Source organism: Pleomorphomonas carboxyditropha, assembly GCF_002770725.1.
Lineage (GTDB): Bacteria > Pseudomonadota > Alphaproteobacteria > Rhizobiales > Pleomorphomonadaceae > Pleomorphomonas > Pleomorphomonas carboxyditropha.
In genome coordinates this window covers 1-20,046 of the sequence record NZ_NQVN01000026.1, presented here as the reverse complement: position 1 = coordinate 20,046, position 20,046 = coordinate 1, and the positions used below count along the sequence as shown (strand labels likewise).

Annotated in this window: 16 protein-coding genes and 2 riboswitches; of the genes, 3 read left to right on the top strand and 13 right to left on the bottom strand. The window is 67.0% G+C overall.

All coding sequences use genetic code 11. The features are described from left to right. Positions 1-5 precede the first annotated feature (5 nt). The 9 genes from CJ014_RS23745 to CJ014_RS23705 all read right to left on the bottom strand — a co-directional run bounded on the left by CJ014_RS23745 (position 6) and on the right by CJ014_RS23705 (position 12,197). Complete coding sequence (locus CJ014_RS23745) at positions 6-2,816, bottom strand: ribonucleoside-diphosphate reductase subunit alpha (protein ID WP_100082989.1); 2,811 nt, start codon at positions 2,814-2,816, stop codon at positions 6-8. A 111-nt stretch (positions 2,817-2,927) separates the two neighbouring features. Continuing rightward, positions 2,928-3,147, bottom strand: a riboswitch (cobalamin riboswitch). Positions 3,148-3,199: 52 nt separating this feature from the next. After that, positions 3,200-3,640, bottom strand: coding sequence for a hypothetical protein (locus CJ014_RS23740; RefSeq protein WP_133121927.1), 441 nt, complete (start codon positions 3,638-3,640; stop codon positions 3,200-3,202). Between the two features lie 47 nt (positions 3,641-3,687). Next, complete coding sequence (locus tag CJ014_RS23735; protein WP_100082987.1) at positions 3,688-4,518, bottom strand: metal ABC transporter permease; 831 nt, start codon at positions 4,516-4,518, stop codon at positions 3,688-3,690. Then, positions 4,515-5,372, bottom strand: coding sequence for a metal ABC transporter permease (locus CJ014_RS23730; protein ID WP_133121926.1), 858 nt, complete (start codon positions 5,370-5,372; stop codon positions 4,515-4,517). The genes CJ014_RS23735 and CJ014_RS23730 overlap by 4 nt, the downstream gene beginning before the upstream one ends. Further along, a complete protein-coding gene (locus CJ014_RS23725; protein ID WP_100082986.1) occupies positions 5,372-6,271 on the bottom strand; it encodes a manganese/iron ABC transporter ATP-binding protein in 900 nt (299 codons plus the stop codon). Before CJ014_RS23725 ends, CJ014_RS23730 begins: the two co-directional genes overlap by 1 nt. A 75-nt stretch (positions 6,272-6,346) precedes the next feature. Beyond that, on the bottom strand, positions 6,347-7,225 hold the full coding sequence (locus tag CJ014_RS23720; RefSeq protein WP_100083020.1) for a metal ABC transporter substrate-binding protein: 879 nt from the start codon (positions 7,223-7,225) through the stop codon (positions 6,347-6,349). A 313-nt stretch (positions 7,226-7,538) separates the two neighbouring features. Continuing rightward, positions 7,539-9,860, bottom strand: coding sequence for a 5-methyltetrahydropteroyltriglutamate--homocysteine S-methyltransferase (metE, locus tag CJ014_RS23715; RefSeq protein WP_100082985.1), 2,322 nt, complete (start codon positions 9,858-9,860; stop codon positions 7,539-7,541). A gap of 102 nt (positions 9,861-9,962) precedes the next feature. Then, a riboswitch (cobalamin riboswitch) is annotated at positions 9,963-10,178 on the bottom strand. Positions 10,179-11,025: 847 nt separating this feature from the next. After that, positions 11,026-11,280 (bottom strand): DUF2312 domain-containing protein, encoded by a 255-nt coding sequence (locus CJ014_RS23710; RefSeq protein WP_051228978.1) that lies wholly within the window; start codon positions 11,278-11,280, stop codon positions 11,026-11,028. A 116-nt stretch (positions 11,281-11,396) separates the two neighbouring features. After that, entirely contained in the window at positions 11,397-12,197 is an 801-nt protein-coding gene (locus CJ014_RS23705) for an N-formylglutamate amidohydrolase (RefSeq protein ID WP_100082984.1), read from the bottom strand. Between the two features lie 126 nt (positions 12,198-12,323). On the opposite strand from CJ014_RS23705, the gene CJ014_RS23700 reads away from it, so the two are divergent. The 3 genes from CJ014_RS23700 (at position 12,324) to pyk (ending at position 15,296) form a co-directional block, all read left to right on the top strand. Beyond that, on the top strand, positions 12,324-13,217 hold the full coding sequence (locus CJ014_RS23700) for a DMT family transporter (protein ID WP_100082983.1): 894 nt from the start codon (positions 12,324-12,326) through the stop codon (positions 13,215-13,217). A gap of 184 nt (positions 13,218-13,401) precedes the next feature. After that, positions 13,402-13,863, top strand: coding sequence for a DUF1036 domain-containing protein (locus tag CJ014_RS23695; RefSeq protein ID WP_100082982.1), 462 nt, complete (start codon positions 13,402-13,404; stop codon positions 13,861-13,863). After that, on the top strand, positions 13,860-15,296 hold the full coding sequence (pyk, locus tag CJ014_RS23690; protein ID WP_100082981.1) for a pyruvate kinase: 1,437 nt from the start codon (positions 13,860-13,862) through the stop codon (positions 15,294-15,296). Before CJ014_RS23695 ends, pyk begins: the two co-directional genes overlap by 4 nt. Positions 15,297-15,374: 78 nt before the next feature. Here the strand turns inward: pyk and CJ014_RS23685 are convergent, their stop codons facing one another. From CJ014_RS23685 to CJ014_RS23670, 4 genes are all read right to left on the bottom strand, one after another. Continuing rightward, positions 15,375-16,394, bottom strand: coding sequence for an ABC transporter permease (locus tag CJ014_RS23685; protein ID WP_100082980.1), 1,020 nt, complete (start codon positions 16,392-16,394; stop codon positions 15,375-15,377). A 26-nt stretch (positions 16,395-16,420) separates the two neighbouring features. Further along, on the bottom strand, positions 16,421-17,944 hold the full coding sequence (locus CJ014_RS23680; RefSeq protein WP_100082979.1) for a sugar ABC transporter ATP-binding protein: 1,524 nt from the start codon (positions 17,942-17,944) through the stop codon (positions 16,421-16,423). A gap of 94 nt (positions 17,945-18,038) precedes the next feature. After that, positions 18,039-19,004 carry a substrate-binding domain-containing protein gene (locus CJ014_RS23675; protein WP_100082978.1) on the bottom strand — a complete coding sequence of 322 codons (966 nt, stop codon included), beginning with the start codon at positions 19,002-19,004 and terminating at the stop codon, positions 18,039-18,041. A 126-nt stretch (positions 19,005-19,130) separates the two neighbouring features. Next, positions 19,131-20,046 (bottom strand): transketolase family protein (locus CJ014_RS23670; RefSeq protein WP_100082977.1); only part of this gene is annotated, 916 nt, incomplete at its 5' end.

Here is a 20,046-nt window from a genome sequence, read left to right as displayed (position 1 = left end):
TGGATTTACTGGCAGGCTTCGCAGGTGGGATCGTCGATGGCGCAGGCCTTGGGCGCGGCCTCGACGGCGGCGACGCTCACCGCGTTGAGCTTGCCGTCCACCCCCTTCAGCGTCGATTTCTCGACGTGGGTGGCCGAGCGCGAGCGCAGGTAATAGGTGGTCTTGAGGCCCTTCTTCCAGGCGAGCCGGTAGAGGGCGTCGAGCTTCTTGCCCGAGGGGTTGGCGATATAGAGGTTGAGCGACTGCGCCTGGTCGATCCATTTCTGCCGCCGCGCCGCCGCCTCGATCAGCCAGGCGGCATCGATCTCGAAGGCGGTGGCGTAGAGCGCCTTGAGATCGGCCGGCACCCGGTCGATCGCCCCGAGGCTGCCGTCGTAATACTTGAGGTCGGAGATCATCACCTCGTCCCACAGGCCGCGCGCCTTGAGGTCGGCGACCAGATGCGGGTTCACCACCGTGAAGTCGCCCGACATGTTCGACTTGACGTAGAGCGTCTGGTAGGCCGGCTCGATCGATTGCGACACGCCGCAGATGTTGGAGATGGTGGCGGTCGGCGCGATGGCGAGGCAGTTGGAGTTGCGCAGGCCCGCCGCTTTCACCTTTTGCCTGAGGCCGTCCCAGTCGAGCGTCGAGGAGCGGTCGAGGTCGAGGCCGCCCCGCGCCTCGGCCAGCAGTTCCAGGCTGTCGATCGGCAGGATGCCCTCGGACCACAGCGAGCCCGCAAAGGACGGATAGCGGCCGCGCTCGGCGGCGAGATCACACGACGCCGAGATGGCCTCGTAGGCGATCGCCTCCATGCTCCCGTCGGCGAAGCGCATCGCTTCCTCCGAGGCATAGGGCAGGCGCAGGACGTGCAGCGCGTCCTGGAAGCCCATCAGCCCCAGGCCAACCGGCCGATGACGCAGGTTGGTGCGGCGCGCCTCGGGAATGGTGTAGAAATTGATGTCGATGACGTTGTCGAGCATGCGCATCGCCGTGCGGACGGTGCGGGCGAGCCTCTGCCGGTCGAGACCGTTCGCGCCGACATGGGCGGCGAGGTTGATCGAGCCGAGATTGCAGACGGCGACCTCGTCGGCCGACGTGTTGAGCGTGATCTCGGTGCAGAGGTTGGACGAATGGACGACGCCGGCGTGCCGCTGCGGCGAGCGGATGTTGCAGGGGTCCTTGAAGGCGACCCAGGGGTGGCCGGTCTCGAACAGCATGGTCAGCATGCGCCGCCACAGGTCGACGGCCCGCACGGTGCGGAAAACCTTCATCTCGCCGCGCGCCGCCCTCGCCTCGTAGGCCTCATAGGCAGTCTTGAACGCCGGGCCGTAGAGGTCGTGCAGGTCGGGCGTCTCGTCCGGCGACAACAGCGTCCATGGGCCGTCGGCCTCGACCCGCTGCATGAACAGGTCGGGAATCCAGTTGGCGATGTTCATGTCGTGGGTGCGGCGGCGGTCGTCGCCGGTGTTCTTCCGGAGATCGAGGAATTCCTCGATGTCGACATGCCAGGTTTCGAGATAGGCGCAGACGGCGCCCTTGCGTTTTCCCCCCTGGTTGACGGCGATCGCCGTGTCGTTGGCCACCTTCAGGAACGGCACGATGCCCTGGCTCTCGCCGTTGGTGCCCTTGATATGCGCGCCGAGGCCGCGCACCGGCGTCCAGTCGTTGCCGAGGCCGCCGGAATATTTGGCGAGCAGCGCGTTGTCGCGGATCGCCTTGAAGATGCCGTCGAGATCGTCGGAGACGGTGGTGAGGAAACAGGACGACAGCTGCGGCCGCGGCGTGCCGGCGTTGAACAGCGTCGGCGTCGAGGCCATGAAGTCGAACGACGACAAAAGATCGTAGAACTCGATCGCCCGTACCTCGCGGTCGACCTCGCGCAAGGCGAGCCCCATGGCGATGCGCATGAAGAAGGCCTGCGGCAGCTCGAAGCGCACGCCGCCGACATGCAGGAAATAGCGGTCGTAGAGCGTCTGCAGGCCGAGATAGTCGAACTGGAGATCGCGCTCCGGCTTCAGCGCGGCGGCGATGCGGCCGAGGTCGAAGCGGCCGAGTTCGGGGTCGATCCGCTCGGCGGCGATGCCGGCCGCAAGATAGGCCCGAAAATACTCCGGGTAGCGGGCGGCCATCTCGCCTTGCGTCGCCTCGTCGGCGTGGCCGGCGAGGAAGGACAGCGCCTCGCGGCGCAGCTTGTCGCCCAGAAGCCGCGCCGTTGCCCTGGCGTAGTTCGGCTCGCGCTCCACCAGCGCCCGGGCGGCGAGGATCGGCGCCTGCGCCAGTTCGTCGGCGGAAATGCCGTCGTAGAGGTTGCGGCGGGTCTCCGAGAGGATGGCCTCGGCGGCAACGCCCTCCAGCCCGGCGACCGATTCCTCGACGAGACGGACGAGGCGCGCCTCGTCGAGCGGCTTCAGCCGGCCGTCGCCGGCGCGGACGTTGAGAAGCGGCGGCGTGGGCGCGGCCGCCGCGGCGGCGCGCTCCCTGGCCCGCTCCTCGCGATAGAGCACGTAGGCGCGGGCGACCTTGTGATGGCCGCCGCGCATCAGCGCCAGTTCCGCCTGGTCCTGGATGTCCTCGATCTGGAAGGCGCGGCCGTCGTCGCGGCGGAACAGCGCGGCGACGATCTCGGCCGTCAGCGCGCCGACGATGTCGTGGACGCGGCGCGAGGCGGCGGCGTCGTTGCCTTCGACGGCCAGGAAGGCCTTGGTGAGCGCGGCGCGGATCTTGTCGGCGTCGAACGGCGTCACCGCGCCGTTGCGGCGGATCACCCGGTGCCGGTCGGCCTGCGGCTGGCCCGGCGCGGCGGAAAACTCGAATTCGGAAAGAAGAGACATCGGCAACCCCAATCATGGGGGCAAAGGCCGAGCGGACGCGACAGCGATGGACGCCGCCGTCGATGCCGGCGCGTCTCGGTCACGATCCACCGGGGCACCCCGCCCGAGGACGTAAAATCAGCCGTCACGGCAGGTCTCCTGGCTCGCGGGTCGTCGCCTTCGTCCGGTCTTCCCGAAGCCAAGGCTTCAGTGACACCGCGTGGACGGGGCTCGCCGCTTACAGTTGCGGGGGCAGCTCCGGCATGGGCCAACCCTTGACGGGCCGGCCGCACCGGATTCCCTCTTGGCCCTTGATCTTGTGAATCGCAGGACCGTGACGCCTACATATAGACCGATCAGGCCATGCTACGTCAAGATACGGATGAGCTTATAAAGAGGGCGCTTCACGGCTGGCGCTCCCCCGGAGCCGGCGACGGGCCGTCCCGGTCGGTCAGGACGCGCGGCCATCCGGCCGCCCCGCCGCTTCGAACGGCATCGCTCCCCAGCAGGCGGGCCGATTCGACGAGGGCAGCGCGCGTTTCCGCGTCGAGACGATCCATCAGCCGCGCGGCGGCTTCCGGGCCGAGGAGGTCCGTCGCCTTCGCCCGCAGGTCGGTCGCCTTGTCGCCGCAGTCGGCGAGGGCCCGATCGGCTCTCGCTTCGGCGGTCTGGCCGCTATCCCTCGATTGGGCGATCCGGTCGACGGTGCAGACGGTCAATGCGCGCCGCAACGGATCGAGCGCGGCCACGATCTGCCGGGTGCGGGCGTCGTCGGCCCGGGCCGTCGATGGGCCGGCCGCGGCCAGCAGCAGCGCCGTCACCAGCGCGATATCACGTGGACGCACAGGACCTCTCCGGATCGGCCGACCGCCCTCGGCGGGATCGGCGGCGATCAGGCCGTTCGTTCCGCCCTCGCCGCTCTCGCCACCGAGAAGACGAAAGCCAGAATGAACACCATCGCCATCAGGAGGACAATGGTGGGCGCGGGCGCGCTGTCGATGAAGAACGACAGATAGACCCCGAGGAAGGATGCCGAAATGGCAACCAGGGTCGAGACCAGCAGCATGGTCGAGAAGCGCCGGGTCAACAGGAAGGCGATGGCGCCCGGAGCGATCAGCATGGCGATGGCGAGGATGATGCCGACCGCCTGCAACGCCCCGACGATGGCGAGCGAGATCAGCGCCAGCAGGCCGTAGTGCAGCAGGCCGACCCGCAGCCCAGACGCCCGCGCCTGGGCCGGGTCGAAGGCGTGCAGCAGGAAGTCCTTCCATTTCAGGCCGATGACGCCGGTGGTGAGGGCGGCGATGGCCGCGGTCACGCCGATGTCGCCCCAGGACACGCCGAGCATGTCGCCGAACAGGATGTGGTTGAGGTGCACGGTCGTCTGGATCTTGACGTAGAGCACAAGGCCGAGCCCGAACATGCCGGAGAACACCACGCCCATGACGGTGTCCTGCTTGATGCGGCTGTTCTCCTTGAGAAAGCCGGTGGCAAGCGCGCACGTCATGCCGGCGACGAAGGCGCCGACCGCATAGGGCAGGCCGACGAGATAGGCGATGACGACGCCTGGGAAGACGGCGTGCGAGATGGCGTCGCCCATCAGCGACCAGCCCTTGAGGACGAGAAAGCAGGACAACAGCGCCATCGGCACCGCCACCAGCAGCGAGATGACGAAGGCGTTGACCATGAAGTCGAACTGAAACGGCGCGAGCAGCGTGCTCATCGGCTGGCCTCCAGTGCCCTGGCGGCGCGGCGGCGGGCCGCCAGCAGGCCGTGCTTGGGCGCGAGGAAGAAACTCAGGAGGAAGATCGCCGTCTGCAGCACCACGATGATGCCGCCGGTGGCGCCGTCGAGGAAATAGCTCGCATAGGCGCCGACAAAGCTGGTGATCGTGCCGATCGCCACGGCGATGGCGATGAGGCGCGGAAAACGGTCGGTGAGAAGATAGGCCGTGGCGCCCGGCGTCACCACCATGCAGATGACCAGGAAGGCGCCGACCGTCTGGAGGGCCGCCACCGTCGAGGCCGAGAGCAGCGTGAAGAAGACGATCTTAAGGAGCGTCGGATTGAGGCCGATCGAGCGGGCATGGCTCTCGTCGAAGAAGGTCACCATCAGGTCCTTCCACTTGGCGAGGAGGATAGCCAGCGAGACGAAGCCGATGAGGGCGAGCTGCAGCGTATCCTCCGGCGTGATGGCGAGGATGTTGCCGAGCACGATGGTCTGGATGCTCACCGCGGTCGGCCTGAGCGACACCATGAACAGGCCGAGCCCGAAGAACGAGGAGAAGATCAGGCCGATGATGGCGTCCTCGCGCAGCCTGGTGCGCTGGTTGAGGAACAGCATGGCGGCGGCGGCCAGCCCGCCGGAGAAGAAGGCGCCGATGGCAAACGGCAGCCCGAGCATGTAGGCGCCGGCCACGCCGGGCACGATGGCATGCGACAGCGCGTCGCCGATCAGCGACCAGCCCTTGAGCATCAGATAGCAGGACAGGAAGGCGCAGACGCCGCCGACCAGCGCCGACACCCACATGGCGTTGATCATGTAATCGTAGGCAAAGGGCTCGGCCAGCAACGCCATCAGCTCCTCCCGTCCATCGCCCGTTCGGCCGGGCGCGCCGTCCGGCCGTCGCGCAGCACCAGCGCCCGCTCGTCGTCGGTGATGACGCCGATCGGCCGCAGCCCGCCCTCCTCCTGCCCGTTCAGCACGAAATGGCGCAGCGCGCCGCCGAAGGCGATCTCGAGGTTCTTCTGGGTGAAGATCTCGTCGGTCGGGCCATGGGCGAGGACGGTGCCCTTGACCAGAATCGTCCGGTCGCAAAACTCCGGCACGCTGCCGAGGTCGTGGGTGGAGACCAGCATCACCCGGCCCTCGTCGCGCAGCTCCCTCAGCAGGGTGATGATGGCGTCCTCGGTCTTGACGTCGACGCCGGTGAACGGCTCGTCGAGCAGGATGGCGCGGCCGTTCTGGGCCAGGGCGCGGGCAAGGAACACGCGCTTTCTCTGTCCGCCGGACAATTCGCCGATCTGCCGCTTGCGGAAATCGCTCATGCCGACGCGGGCGAGCGCCGTGGCGACCGCGTCATGGTCGGCGGCGCGCGGCCGGCGCAGGAAGCCCATGTGGCCGTAGCGGCCCATCATCACCACGTCCTCGACCAGCACCGGAAAGTTCCAGTCCACTTCCTCGCTCTGCGGCACATAGGCGATGACGTTGTTCCTGAGGGCCTCCTGGACCGGCATGCCGAGCACGCTGATCGACCCCCGGGCGAGGCGGACGAAGCCCATGATGGCCTTGAACAGCGTCGACTTGCCCGAGCCGTTGACGCCGACCAGGGCGGTGATCGATCCCGCCGGCACGTCGAAACTGGCGTCGCGCATGGCGGTGTGACCGTTGCGGTAGGTGACGGTCGCCGCGTTCACGACGATGCCGGATCCATCGGAGCCGGCGGCGGGGCTGTTGCTGTCTGGTCGGGCATTCATCGATGGCATTGTCCGTTGTGAAGCCTGCCGAAGGCGGCCCGCCCGGAGGAAAGGCCGCCCGTCGGACGGGGTGGGTCAGGGCGACGTCGCCAGTCCCTCGGCGATCGTGCCCGAGGTAACCTTGAGGAGGTCGAGATAGGTCGGCACCGGACCATCCGCCTCGCTCAGCGAGTCGACGTAGAGGACGCCGCCGTATCTGGCCCCGGTTTCCCGCGCCACCTGCTCGGCCGGCTTGGAGGATACGGTGCTCTCGGAGAATACCACGCCGATGCCGTTGTCGCGAACCGCGTCGATCACCTTGCGCACCTGCTGCGGCGTACCCTGCTGGTCGGCGTTGATCGGCCAGAGATAGAGCTCCTTCAGCCCGAAATCGCGCGCCAGGTAGGAGAAAGCGCCCTCGCTGGTGACCAGCCAGCGCCTGTTCTCCGGCACGGCGTCGAGTTCGGCCTGGATCGGGCCGATGGCCGCCTCGATCCTGGCCTTGTAGGCGTCGGCGTTGGCCTTGTAGGTCTCGGCGTTGCCGGGGTCGTATTTGACGAAGGCATCGCGGATGTTGTCGACATAGATCAGCGCCGAGGTCGGCGACATCCAGGCATGCGGGTTCGGCTTGCCGGTATACGGCCCTTCGGCGATGCCGATCGGCTCGACGCCGTCGGAGACCACCACGCCCGGCACGCCGTCGAGATGGGTGAAGAACTTTTCGAACCAGCGTTCGAGATTGAGGCCGTTCCAGAAAATCAACTGGGCGCCCTGCGCCCGCCGGATGTCGCCGGGCGTCGGCTGGTAGTCGTGGATTTCCGCCCCGGGCTTGGTGATCGATTCGACGACGGCGGCATCGCCGGCGACGTTGCGGGCGATGTCGGCGATGACGGTGAACGTCGTCACCGCCTTGAATTTGTCGGCGGCGAGAGCCGGTCCGGAAAGCAGCATGTGGGCGAACGCGACGGCCAGCATCAGGCCGAGCCGGTTGCGCGTGGTCTTTGCCCTCGATCTTCGCATGGGTCCGCCTCTCTGTAGTTGCACCTAAAAAATGAAGCCTAGGCATCATATGCAATTGCGAGGCATTTGCAAATAGAGAATTGCGTCCTGGCTGGGAAGCCGCGCGGCGGCGAATCCGGCATCGCTCCGATAAGGAGCATGGCTTGGCAAGAAGGCATGGTTCGGCGCCCGCCCGACGCTGGCGGCAGGTCGACCGGGCTGCGAGCCGGTCGTGGATCGCGCGGCATGGCGCTCACGGCAATGCCGCGCGAATCCGGCTTTCCCGGCGCTATCGCGTCGTTGCCTGCCGCAGGTCCCGCGCCGCCGCCACCATGTTGGCGAGCGCCGCCTGCACTTCCGGCCAGCCGCGCGTCTTGAGGCCGCAGTCGGGGTTGATCCAGATGCGCTCGGCCGGCAGATGGCCGAGCGCCGTCCGGATCAGGCCGGCCATTTCCTCGACGGACGGCACGCGCGGCGAATGGATGTCGTAGACGCCCGGCCCGATGTCGTTGGGGTAATGGAAATCGGCGAAGGCGGTCAGCAGCTCCATCTTCGAGCGCGAGCATTCGATGGAGATGACGTCGGCGTCCATGGCGGCGATCGAGGCGATGATGTCGTTGAATTCCGAGTAGCACATGTGGGTGTGGATCTGCGTCGCGTTGCCGACGCCCGACGAGGTCAGGCGGAAGCTCTCGACCGCCCAGTCGAGATAGCGCGCCCGGTCGGCCTTGCGGATCGGCAGGCCCTCGCGCAGCGCCGCCTCGTCGATCTGGATCATGGCGGCGCCGGCGTCCTCGAGGTCGGCGACCTCGTCGCGCAGCGCCAGGGCGATCTGCCGGCAGGCCGCGTCGCGGCCGATGTCGTCGCGCACGAACGACCAGTTGAGGATGGTGACCGGACCGGTCAGCATGGCCTTCATCGGCTTGTCGGTCAGCGATTGCGCATGGCGCCACCAGTCGACGGTCATCGGCTCGGGCCGGGCGACGTCGCCGTAGAGGATCGGCGGCCGCACGCAACGCGAGCCGTAGGACTGCACCCAGCCGTGTTGGGTGAAGGCGAAGCCGTCGAGCTTCTCGCCGAAATACTGCACCATGTCGTTGCGCTCGAATTCGCCGTGCACCAGCACGTCGAGGCCGATCTCCTCCTGCCAGCGGACGCAGGCGGCCGTCTCGGTTTTCAGGAAGTCGCGATAGTCGGCCTCGGAAATCGCGCCCTTGGCCAGCGCCTGGCGGGCCCGCCGCACGTCCTGCGTCTGCGGGAAGGAGCCGATGGTGGTGGTCGGGAACGGCGGCAGGCCGAAGCGCTGCCTCTGGAGAGCCGCGCGCTCGGCAAACGGCGCCGGCCGCTCGGCCAGGGCCAGCGTGACGGCGGCGAGGCGGGCGCGCACGTCGGAGCGCACGACGCGGCGCGAACTCAGGCGCGACGCCCGCGCGGCCCGGGTGGCGGCCAGGGCATCGGCGACGGCGTCCGATCCGGATTCCAGCGCCCGCCCCAGCACGGCCAGTTCGTCCATCTTCTGGCGGGCGAAGGCCAGCCACGACCTGATGTCGGGATCGAGCCCGGTCTCGGCCTCGACGTCATGCGGCACGTGCAGCAGCGAGCAGGACGGCGCCAACTGGATATGGTCGAAGCCGCGACGGGCGACGATCGGCCGCAGCAGATCGAGGCAGGCATCGAGATCGGCCCGCCAGACGTTGCGGCCGTCGATGACGCCCAGCGACAGCACCTTGCCGTCGGGAATTCGGCCGCCGATTTCCGCGAGGTCGTCCCGGCCGCGCATGAGGTCGAGATGCAGGCCGGCGGTGGGCAGGGATACGGCGAGATCGAGGTTGTCGCCGAGCGGGCCGAAATAGCTCGTCAGCATGACCTTCAGGTTGGGCACCGCGGAGGCGATCAGGCCGTAGGCCCGGATGAGGGCGGCGCGGGCCGCCGCGTCGATATCGGTGGCGAGAACGGGTTCGTCCATCTGCACCCAGTCGGCGCCGTTGGCGGCGAGAAGCTTCAGGACGTCGACATAAACAGGCAGCAGGCGGTCGATCAGCGTCAGGCGATCGAAGCCGGCGGCGCCCTTGGCGAGCCTCAGGAAGGTGACCGGCCCGACCAGCACGGGACGGGTGTGGATGCCGAACGCCTTCGCCTCGCGGAACTCGTCGACCGGCTTGGTCGAGGCCAGCACGAAGCGCTGGCCGGGACCGAGTTCGGGCACGAGATAGTGGTAGTTGGTGTCGAACCACTTGGTCATTTCGAGCGCCGGAACGCCGCCGCCATGCCCGGGATGGCCGCAGGCGCAGTCCTCGCCGCCGACGCCGCGCGCCATGGCGAAATAGCTGTCGAGCGACACCATGCCGTCCGTCCAGCCATAGCCCGCCGGCACGGCGCCGACCATGACGGCGGTGTCGAGCATCTGGTCGTAGAACGAGAAGTCGTTGGACGGAATGACGGCGACGCCGCGGGCCGCCTGGTCGGCCCAGTTGGCGGCGCGCAAGGCGGCTGCCGTTTCCAGGAGTTCGGCACGGCCGATGCGGCCGGACCAGTAGGCTTCGAGTGCGAATTTCAGCTCGCGGCGCGGACCGATGCGCGGCGTGCCGAGCGTTGCGATGGCAAGTGACATGACGGAACCCCATAAAAGGGGGCAAAGGCGAGCGGACACGCCATCGCCGGCCGCTCGAACGAGGGCCGGGACCAAGCGATCCACCGGGACACCCCGCCCGATGACGACAATGTGGCCGTGGCAGGTCTCCTGGCTCGCGGGTCAACGCGTCCGATCCGTCTTCCCGATACCCTGCGGCATCAGTGACTTCGGTGGATCGGCCGCTCGCCGCTCACAGTTGCGGGGGCAGCTCCGGCCTCGGCTCGCGCCGTTCCGGATTCCCTCTTGGCTTCGTCCCCTGCGATGAAAGGACGAAGAACCACGACGTCGCCGATCATAGAGCGGCGGCGCAGGCTGTCAATAACGATATAAGGATGTCTTTATATGTAGCAAGCCAGGATGAATGCCGCGAGGATATCCGCCACGGCGCCCCCCGCCCGATACCCCCGCTTTCGCGGAGGATGACGTACCCGGAGCAAATTCCCGGGCAAGCTTGAGAAACGCCGCCTGGAAAGCGGCGGCAATGGTCATCAAGTCATTGAAATGGCGTGATCTCGCACATACGAGACCAGAAATATTGACCTGGGTACCTGGGAATTTGCCCCCGGGGCGCCAGTGGGCCGACTACCAGTGTGCCGGCCTATCTCTTTGTTCCCCATATATAAAGCTGTCATCCTCATATAAATCTGTCATCCTCGCGAAGGCGAGGACCTCAGGCAGAATAAAGCTCAACGCCGATATAGCGCTCCAGCAACTCCGGGGCGCCTGATACGTCCCTCATCACCTTCTCGTCCCGAGGTCCTCGCCTTCGCGAGGATGACAATCTATGGGAAGCGATGCGCGCGGCGGCGGCGACGTGACAGGAACGTTCGCGTACCCGGAGCAAATTCCCGGACCAGCTTGAGAAACGCCGCTTGGAAGCGGCGGCAACGTTCATCAAGTCATTGAAATGGCATGATCTCGCACATGCGAGATCAGAAATATTGCACCCGCATGTCCGGGAATTTGCCCCGGCGCGGGGATGCCAACCTATATGATTGTTTTTATTTATATAATTCTGTCATCCTCCGCGAAGGCGGAGGACCTCAGGCCGGATAGAGCGGTGCGGCCGATATAGGGCTCCGCTTCGGAACGATCAGGCCCGGGGGACCGGCCGCCCGCTTCGGGGCGGCCGTGCCGGCATCCGTTACACCATGCCCAAGGCGTTCATGTAGAGCTCGAGGATGGCTTCCGCCTCCTGCCGCTCGTCCGGGTCCTGCTTCCTGAGCTTCAGGATGGCCCTGACCGCCTTGACGTCGTAGCCGCGGCCCTTGAGCTCGGCCATCACGTCCTTGATGTCGTCCTGGAGCGCGGCCTTTTCTTCCTCGAGCCGCTCGACGCGCTCGATGAACTGCCGGAGTTCACCCGCCGCGACGCCGCCCTGCGATTCTGCCGATTCCATGCTCATGGGATATCTGTCCTGCCGATCTGATCATAAGGTCCGGGCGGGGCCGCCGCCCGTGAGGCCGGCATGAAGTCCGAACTTCATGGGGCCGTCAACCGTTTTCGCGCGTCCGTTCACATGCCCGGCCCGCCGGCCCGCGATCCGAAGAAGACGATCTCGCGCATCGCCGGCCGCGCCGCCAGCGGCGCCACCACCTCGAAAATCGTCTTCGCCCAGTGGTTTGCGCCGGCCTCGTCGGCGATATGATCCTGCCGCACCTCGATCAGGAGATGGGCGAGGCCGCGCGCCGTGCCGTGGTGATAGAGCGTGTCGTTCCTGAGCGCCCCGTCATAGGGCTGGTTGTCGCCGACCACGAGGCCGCGCGAGCGGAAGGCGTCGAGCGCCGGCGCCACCATGCGGTCGTCGCGATCCCAGAGGATCGCCATGTCCCAGGGGCGGGGAACGCCCTTCCAGGCCGGCGTGAAGGAATGGATCGACAGGATCACCGGCGGGACGCCGGTGGCGGTCATCCGGTCGATCTGCCCGGCGATCGCCCGGTGGTAGGGGCGGTGGAAGCGCTCGATGCGCCGCTGGCGCTCGGCGGTGTCGACGCCGGCATTGCCCGGCACGATCGCCCCGTCGGACAGCCGCATCACCAGCGTCGGGTCGTCCTCGCCGCGGTTGGCGTCGATCAGAAGGCGCGAGAAGCGGGTCAGCAGCGTCGGCGCGCCGGTGAAGGCGGCGAGGCGGTGGACCAGCCACTCCGTGCCGATGTCGTAGGCGATATGCCGCTCGAACTCGGCCGGCGGCAGGCCGAGGTCGCCGTAAGGCGGCGGCACCCGGTTGGAGGCGTGATCGGCGATGACCAGAAGGCCGCCGGCCTCGTCGCCGGGAAGAAAGGTGAACGGGGCGTCGTCGTCGGTGGGGTCCTGCATGGCGGACGATCCTAAATGCTGCTATCGGTCGGATAAAGTCGTGATCCATCCACTGGCACCACCGGGGGAGCGACCGTTGCACATTCGCCGCGGTCCGCCCGATGGCCGCCGCCTCCAGGTCCGTTCATGTCCACTGCCAGATCGCTGCCGCTGTCCGCCCGCCCGGGCGAGGTCGTGGCCTTCCTCGCCCTCTGCCTCGGCGCCGTCGCCATGGGCGTGTCGCCGGTCTTCGTCCGCATCGCCGACGTCGGTCCCTTCGCCAGCGCCTTCTGGCGCGTCGCCCTCGCCATCCCGGTGCTGGCCATCTGGGCGGCGAGCGAGGGCGGAAGCCGCGCGCTGGTCTCGGCCTTCCGCTCCAGGGCCATCTGGCTCGCCGGCTTCTTCTTCTCGATCGACCTGTTCTTCTGGCATCTTGCCATCCTGCACACGTCGATCGCCAACGCCACCTTCCTGTCGTCGATGGCGCCGATCTGGGTGCTGCTGTTCTCCGGCCTGTTCATCGGCGAAAAAGTCGGCCGCCGCGAGGCGGGCGGCGTCATCGTCTGCATCCTCGGCGGCGCCGTGCTGCTCGGCGGCTCCTACACGCTCGATTCCACCAAGCTGATCGGCGACATCTACGGCGTCGGCACCTCCTTCGGCTTCGGCACCTATTTCCTCGCCGTGCGCGCCGCCCGCCGCGAGCACAAGACCGGCACCGTCACCTTCGGCGCCACCACGGTGACGGCGCTCTGCCTCGGCATCGTCGCCTTCGCCTTCGAGCCGAAGCTGCTGCCCTCCTCGCTGGCCGGCGCGGCGACGCTCGCCGCCCTCGCCTACGTCAGCCATATCGGTGGACAGGGGCTGCTCGCCTTCGCCCTCGGCTATCTTTCCGCCGCCTTCTCGTCGCTGGTCATCTTCATGGAAGTGATCGCCGCCGCCGCCCTCGCCTTCCTGGTATTCGGCGAAGCGATCGGCTGGAGCCAGGCGGCCGGCGGACTGATGATCCTCGGCGGCATCTGGATCGCCCGGCCGCGATCGTGAACGCGACCAAAGACTGGAGCGTAAGCCCTTGAGGATGCGTGCTAATGTTCGACGGAGGCCGGACACCGCGGAACGGCGCGGCAGCTTGCGTAATTATACGTTGACATTTTGCCGTAGGTCACGCGATAAGGCGGGGCATTCTCCGATGAGCACCGGACAAGGATCGTTGGCGGGCGGAATACCGATGGCGGCAATCAGGGGACCGGTACGACGGATGCGGCCGGCGCTTGCCGCCGCGGCGTTGTCGTTCCTCGCCCTCGCCGCCGCCACACCCGCCAAGGCCGACCTCAGGCTCTGCAACAAGACCGACGGCACCATCTCCGTGGCGATCGGCTACAAGGCCGCCGACGGCTGGCGCTCCGAAGGCTGGTGGAACATCGGCGGATCGAAATGCGGAACGCTGCTGACCGGCGCTCTCGCCTCGCGCTACTACTACCTCTACGCCGTCGACAGCCAGCATGGCGGCGAGTGGGGCGGCAAGGCGTTCATGTGCACGAGACGCAAGATGTTTACCATCGGCGGCGTCGAGAACTGTGTCGCCCGCGGCTATGAGCGGACGGGCTTCTTCGAGGTCGACACCGCCGAACAACGCAGCTGGACCGTACATCTTTACCAGCCGACCCAAAAAGGAAACGGGGCGAAATGAGACGAAACCGCAAGGTCAAGATTCTTGCAACATTGGGCCCCTCTTCCTCCGACAAGGACATGATCGCCCGGCTGCACCAGGCGGGTGCGGACTGCTTCCGCATCAACATGAGCCACACCAACCACGAGAAGCTGCGCTACTACGTGTCGACCATCCGCGAGGTCGAGGCCGAGGCCGGCCGCCCGATCGGCATCCTCGCCGACCTGCAGGGCCCCAAGCTCAGGGTCGGCACCTTCGCCAACGGTCCGGTGTTCCTGGAGATCGGCGCCAAGTTCGCCTTTCACCGCGAGAAGTTCGACGGCGACGTCACCGGCGTCACGCTGCCGCATCCGGAAATCATCGATGCCCTCGAGCCGGGCCACCGCCTGCTGATCGACGACGGCCGCCTCAGGCTGCGCATCGTCAAGAACGACCGCAAGAAGGCGATCGCCGAGGTCGAGGTGGGCGGCAAGATTTCCGACCGCAAGGGCGTCAGCCTGCCCGACACCATCCTGACCTCCGGCGCCCTCACCGAGAAGGACCGCGCCGACCTGACCGCCGCCCTCGACGCCGACGTCGACTGGATCGCCCTATCCTTCGTGCAGCGGCCGGAAGACCTCCAGGAAGTGCACGAGATCGTCGACGGCAAGTGCGGCGTCATGGCCAAGATCGAGAAGCCGCAGGCCGTAGAGCGCTTCAACGAGATCCTCGAGCTGTCGGACGCCATCATGGTGGCGCGCGGCGACCTCGGCGTCGAACTGCCGCTCGAGCAGGTGCCGAGCGTGCAGAAGAGCATCACCCGCACCACGCGCAAGGCCGGCAAGCCGGTGGTCGTCGCCACCCAGATGCTGGAATCGATGATCCAGTCGCCGGTGCCGACCCGCGCCGAAGTGTCCGACATCGCCAACGCCGTCTTCGAGGGCGCCGACGCAGTCATGCTGTCCGCCGAATCGGCCGCCGGCGCCTATCCGGTCGAAGCGGTTCAGACCATGAGCCACGTCGCCGAGGAAGTGGAGAGCTCCGAGCACTTCCACTCGATCCTGGCCGGTCAGCGCGGCGAACCGGATGCGACGCCCGCCGACGCCATCTCCGCCTCGGCCCGCCAGATCGCCGAGACGCTGGGCATCGCCGCCCTCGTCTGCTTCACCGCCTCCGGCGCCACCGGCCTCAGGGCCGCCCGCGAGCGGCCGTCGACGCCGATCCTGGCGCTGTCGCCCAACCGCTCGATGGCCCGCCGCCTGGCGCTCGTCTGGGGCATCCACTCGGTGGTGACCGACGACGCCCGCTCGCTGATGGATCTGGTGCAGCGCGCCAGCCGCATCTCGGCCGAGGAAGGCTTCGCCAAGCCCGGCGACCGCATCATCATCACCGCCGGCGTGCCCTTCGGCACGGCGGGCGTCACCAACCTGCTGCGCATCGCCACCATCGGCGCCGACGGCAAGTCGGGCATCTGACGATCCAAGCGGACGGGGCGCTAGCCGGCGCCCCGTTGCGTGCCTCTCGCCGGCCGATGATTGCCGGCGATCGCCTCTTCAGCTTCGCGGTCGAAAACTCATCCACCGCGGCAGCAGCGACAGGCCGCTGCTGCGCCGGCGGATCAGGTCGACGATGACGGCGATCAGGACGAACAGGCCGATGATGACGCGTTCCCAGTAGGACGACACGTTCATCAGCACGATGCCGTTGCCGAGCAGCGCCATGAAGAGGGCGCCGAGCAGCGTGCCGAACATGGTGCCGACGCCGCCGCTCAACGACGTGCCGCCGATGATCGCCGCGGTGATCGACGGCATCAGCCAGGAGGCGCCAATGGTCGGCTGACCGGCGTTCATGCGGCTCACGAACATCATGCCGGCCAGCGCCGCCGCGCCGCCGGATATGGCGTAGACGATGATCTCGATCCGCTCCGAATGAAGACCGGCGAAGCGCGAGGCTTCGCGGTTGCCGCCCACGGCGAACACGCTGCGGCCGAACGGCGTGTTGGTGGTGACCCAGGCCAAGATCGCGAAGATCACCAGCATGATGGCGACCGGCACCGGAACCGGGCCGATGGTGCCCTGGCCGAGCACCTGAAAGATTTCCGGAATGCCGTTGATGGCGTAACCCTTGGTCAGCACCAGGATGGCGCCGGCGAACACCTCGCCTGTCGCCAGCGTGACGATGAAGGCGTTGAGCTTCAGCTTGGCGATCAGCGTGCCGTTGATCGCGCCGCAGAACAGGCCGAACAGCACGGCGAGCCCCGTCGACAGGAACGGATCGACGCCGCCGCTGGTCATCATCATGGCGCCGAGAATGGCCGACAGGCCGGCGATGGCCCCGACCGACAGATCGATGCCGCCAAGCAGCAGCACCAGCGTCTGTCCGGCCGCCACGATGGCGATGAACGACACCTGCCGCGCGACGATCTGAAAATTGTAGGGCGTCAGGAAGTTGGGATTGGCGATCGTGATGACCACGCCCATCAGGATAATCGCCAGAATGATGCCGCTTTCCTTGATCCCGGTGATGCGCGCCAAGACCGACTTCTCCGGCGGCCTGTCGTTGTTGGTTGCCATGGTATCCTCGAACGGTAATGACTGATTTAGGCGACGGCCATGGTGAGCAGCTTCTCCTGAGTCGCTTCCGACGCCGGGATGCGGCCCTTGAGCCTGCCTTCGTGCATGACGATGATCTGGTCGGCGAGACCAATGACTTCCTCGAACTCGGAGGAAATGACCAGGATTGCCAGCCCGGCCTCGGCAAGTTCCCGCAGGATCCGATGGATCTCGAACTTGGCGTTGACGTCGATGCCGCGCGTCGGCTCGTCCAGCAGCAGCACCCGGCAGCCGGTGGCGAGCCACCGCCCGAGGATGACCTTCTGCTGGTTGCCGCCGGAGAGATTGCGGATCAGCTGGTCCTGACTGGAGATTTTGATCGCGAACTTGCGCACGAACTCGTCGGTGACGCCGCGCTGCCGGCCCCAGCGGATCTGGAAAAGCCGCGACAGGCGCGACAGGATCGGCAGCGTCATGTTCTCGGCGACGCCAAGAGCGGGGAAGATGCCGAGACGCTTGCGCTCCTCGGGGACATAGGCGATGCCCTGCCGGATTGCTTCGCTCGGGTGCTGGAATTCGATCGGCCGGCCGTCCAGCACGACGCGACCGGACGAGCGGCGGGTGTCGCCGAAGATGCAGCGGGCAAGCTCGGTGCGGCCGGCGCCGATCAGTCCGGCGATGCCGAGGATCTCGCCGCGATGCAGCGAAAAGCTGACGTCCTCGAACTCGCCCACCCGCGACAGCCCGGATACTTCGAGGATGGGCTGGCCGGTCGGCAGGACGGCGGTCGGCTTGCGGTCTCGCTGCTGGGCGTCGCGGCCGATCATGTGGCGCACCAGGATAGCCTCGTTGGCCTCCGCCCGGTCGAGCAGGGCCACCTTGCGGCCGTTGCGCATGACGGTGATCTGGTCCGACAGGCGCAACACTTCCGGCAGGCGGTGGGAGACGTAGATGATGGCGCAGCCCTTGTCGCGCAGTTGCTCGACGAGGGCCAGCAGCCGGTCGGCCTCGGGGATCGACAGGCTGGCCGTCGGCTCGTCGAGGATCAGGATGCGGGCGTCCTGGGCGAGCGCGCGGGCGATCTGTACCAACTGCTGGTGGGCAACCGACAGGATCGAGGCCTCGGCGTCGAGATCGATCTTTTCGCCGATCAGGTCGAGAACCTCCGCCGCGCGCGCCCGCATGGCGCGCCAGTCGACGGCGGTATTGCCGAAGCGCAGCGGCGTCGTGCCCAGCAGGATGTTCTCCATCACCGTGAGGTGGGGGACGAGGTTGAGCTCCTGCGGCACGAGACCGATGCCGAGGGCGCGCGCATCGGCCGGCCGGCTGAATCTGACGGACTTGCCGTCGATCCGGATCTCGCCGATGTCCGGCTGGAACAGGCTGACCATGACGTTGATCAGCGTGCTTTTGCCGGCGCCGTTTTCGCCGACGAGACTGTGAACCGCCCCGGGAAAAACCTTGAGATCGACATCGTCCAGCGCCAGAACGCCTGGGAACGCCTTGCGGATTCCGCGGAGTTCGAGGATGGGGCGCCGCGCTTCGGATGTCTGGGATGTGGGATCGGACATGACAATACCTCGGCTGCAGGGCAACCGGACAGCGCGCCTGGACCGGCGCGCTGTCCATACCGGCGTCCGGATGCCTACCGGACGGCGGCGGGCCTTACTTGAGCGAGTCCGCGGTGATCAGCTGCGAACCGGTGGCGTGCTCTTTTGGGAAGGTATGGCCCTCGGCCATCGCCACGAAGTACTTGACAGTCCAGTAGCCGATTTCCCACTGACGCTGCGCCTTCTGGCCGTCGATGACGCCCTTCTTCACGAAGTCGATGGCTTCCGGCAGGTCGTCCATGCCGACGATGTGGACCTTGCCGACCAGGCCGGCGGTCTCGACGGCGCGGGCCGCGCCGACCGGAGCCGAGGCGTTGGAGCCGAACATGCCGACGAGGTCGGGATTGCTCTGCAAGGCATTCTCGGTGAGATCGATGGCCGCCTGCAGGTTGTCGTTGTCCGGCCGGTCGAAGGCGACGCTCATGTCGGGATATTCGGCGATGGCCTTCTTGAAGCCTTCGACGCGCGCCTTGTGGTTCGGGGCCGACAGCGATCCGGAGAGGATGCCGACCTTGCCCTTGCCGCCGACGCGCTCGGCCAGGAACTTGCCGAGGTCGTAGCCGTCCTGCTCGTCCCTGTTATGGCCGACGTACATGATGCGCTTGCTGTCGGGACAATCGGTATCGAAGGTCGCGACCTTGATGCCGGCATTGATGGCATCGTTGATGGCCTGGGTGTCGGTGGCCGGATCGAGACAGGCGACGGCGAGACCGTCCGGATGCACGGCGCTGTTGTTCTCGATCTTCTTGATGTGCTCGTTGATGTCGGCGGTCGGCGGCGCATCGAAGCGAACGTTGACCTTGACGCCGAGCTTTTCGAATTCGGCGACCGAAGCCTTGGCGCCCTGCTCGACGACGTCGTACCAGGGATGAATGACCTTGGGGATGAACACGATCTCCAGCGTCTTGTCGATCGGCTTGATCAGATTGCCCTGATCGTAGTCACCTTCGGCATAGGCGGCAGATGCAAGTACACAGAGAGAAGCGCCAAGGGCAGCCTGAAGAAGAAGTTTACCGTACATTGTTTCCTCCGTTTTACGTACTTTTATAGAAAGATGAATTCTCCCGGATCAGCTTTCTTCTTGGTTAGCGTCACCTCCTTTTCATATGCATGACGGGATCGTTGCCCGGCCAAAGCGGACGGTCGCCTATGATTTGCGTCTGATCGCCTTGCGTGCGGCGTTGGCGATTCCGTCTGCCGTGAGGTTGAAATGTTCGAACAGGAAGTCGACGGTGCCGGTGGGGGCGAAGCCGGGGAAGCCGAGCATCTCCATCGGTACCGGCCGGTTAAGGGCCAGCGTCTCGGCGACGGCGCCGCCGAGGCCGCCGCGCACGCTCGCCTCCTCGACGGTGACGACGGCGCCGGTCGCCGCCGCCTCGATGATCGCTTCGCTGTCGAGCGGGTTCATCCAGGCCATGTTGACGACCCGCGCCGCCACGCCCTCGGCGGCCAGCCTGTCGGCGGCGGCGATCGCCCGGTGCAGCATCACGCCGTTGGCGAGGAGGGCGACGTCGTCGCCCTCGCGCATCACCTCCGCCTTGCCCGGTGCGATGCGGTCGATCCGGTGGTCGAGCGCCGGCACCGGATAGCGGCTGACGCGGATGAACACCGGCCCCTCGTGGGCGGCGGCGAAGCGCATGGCCTCGGCGGTCTCCCAGGGGTCGGACGGCACGATGGTGATCAGGTTGGCGAGCGGCCGCAGCCAGGCCAGGTCCTCGATCGAGTGGTGCGTCGGCCCGAGCTCACCATAGCCGATGCCGGGCGACTGGCCGCACAGCTTGACGTTGGTGTTGGAATAGGCGACGTCGGCCTTCACCTGTTCCAGCGCCCGTCCGGTCAGGAAGCAGGAGGCGCAGGAGACGAAGGGGATGCGGCCGCCGTTGGCAAGGCCGGCGCCGACGCCGACCATGTTCTGCTCGGCGATGCCGACGTTGATGAGCCGCTCCGGCCAGCGCGTCTTGAAGCCGCCGAGCTTGGACGAGCCGACGCTGTCGTTGACGACGGCGACCACCCGCTCGTCGGCCTCGGCCAGCGCCTCGAGCGTCCGGGAGAAGGCGTCGCGG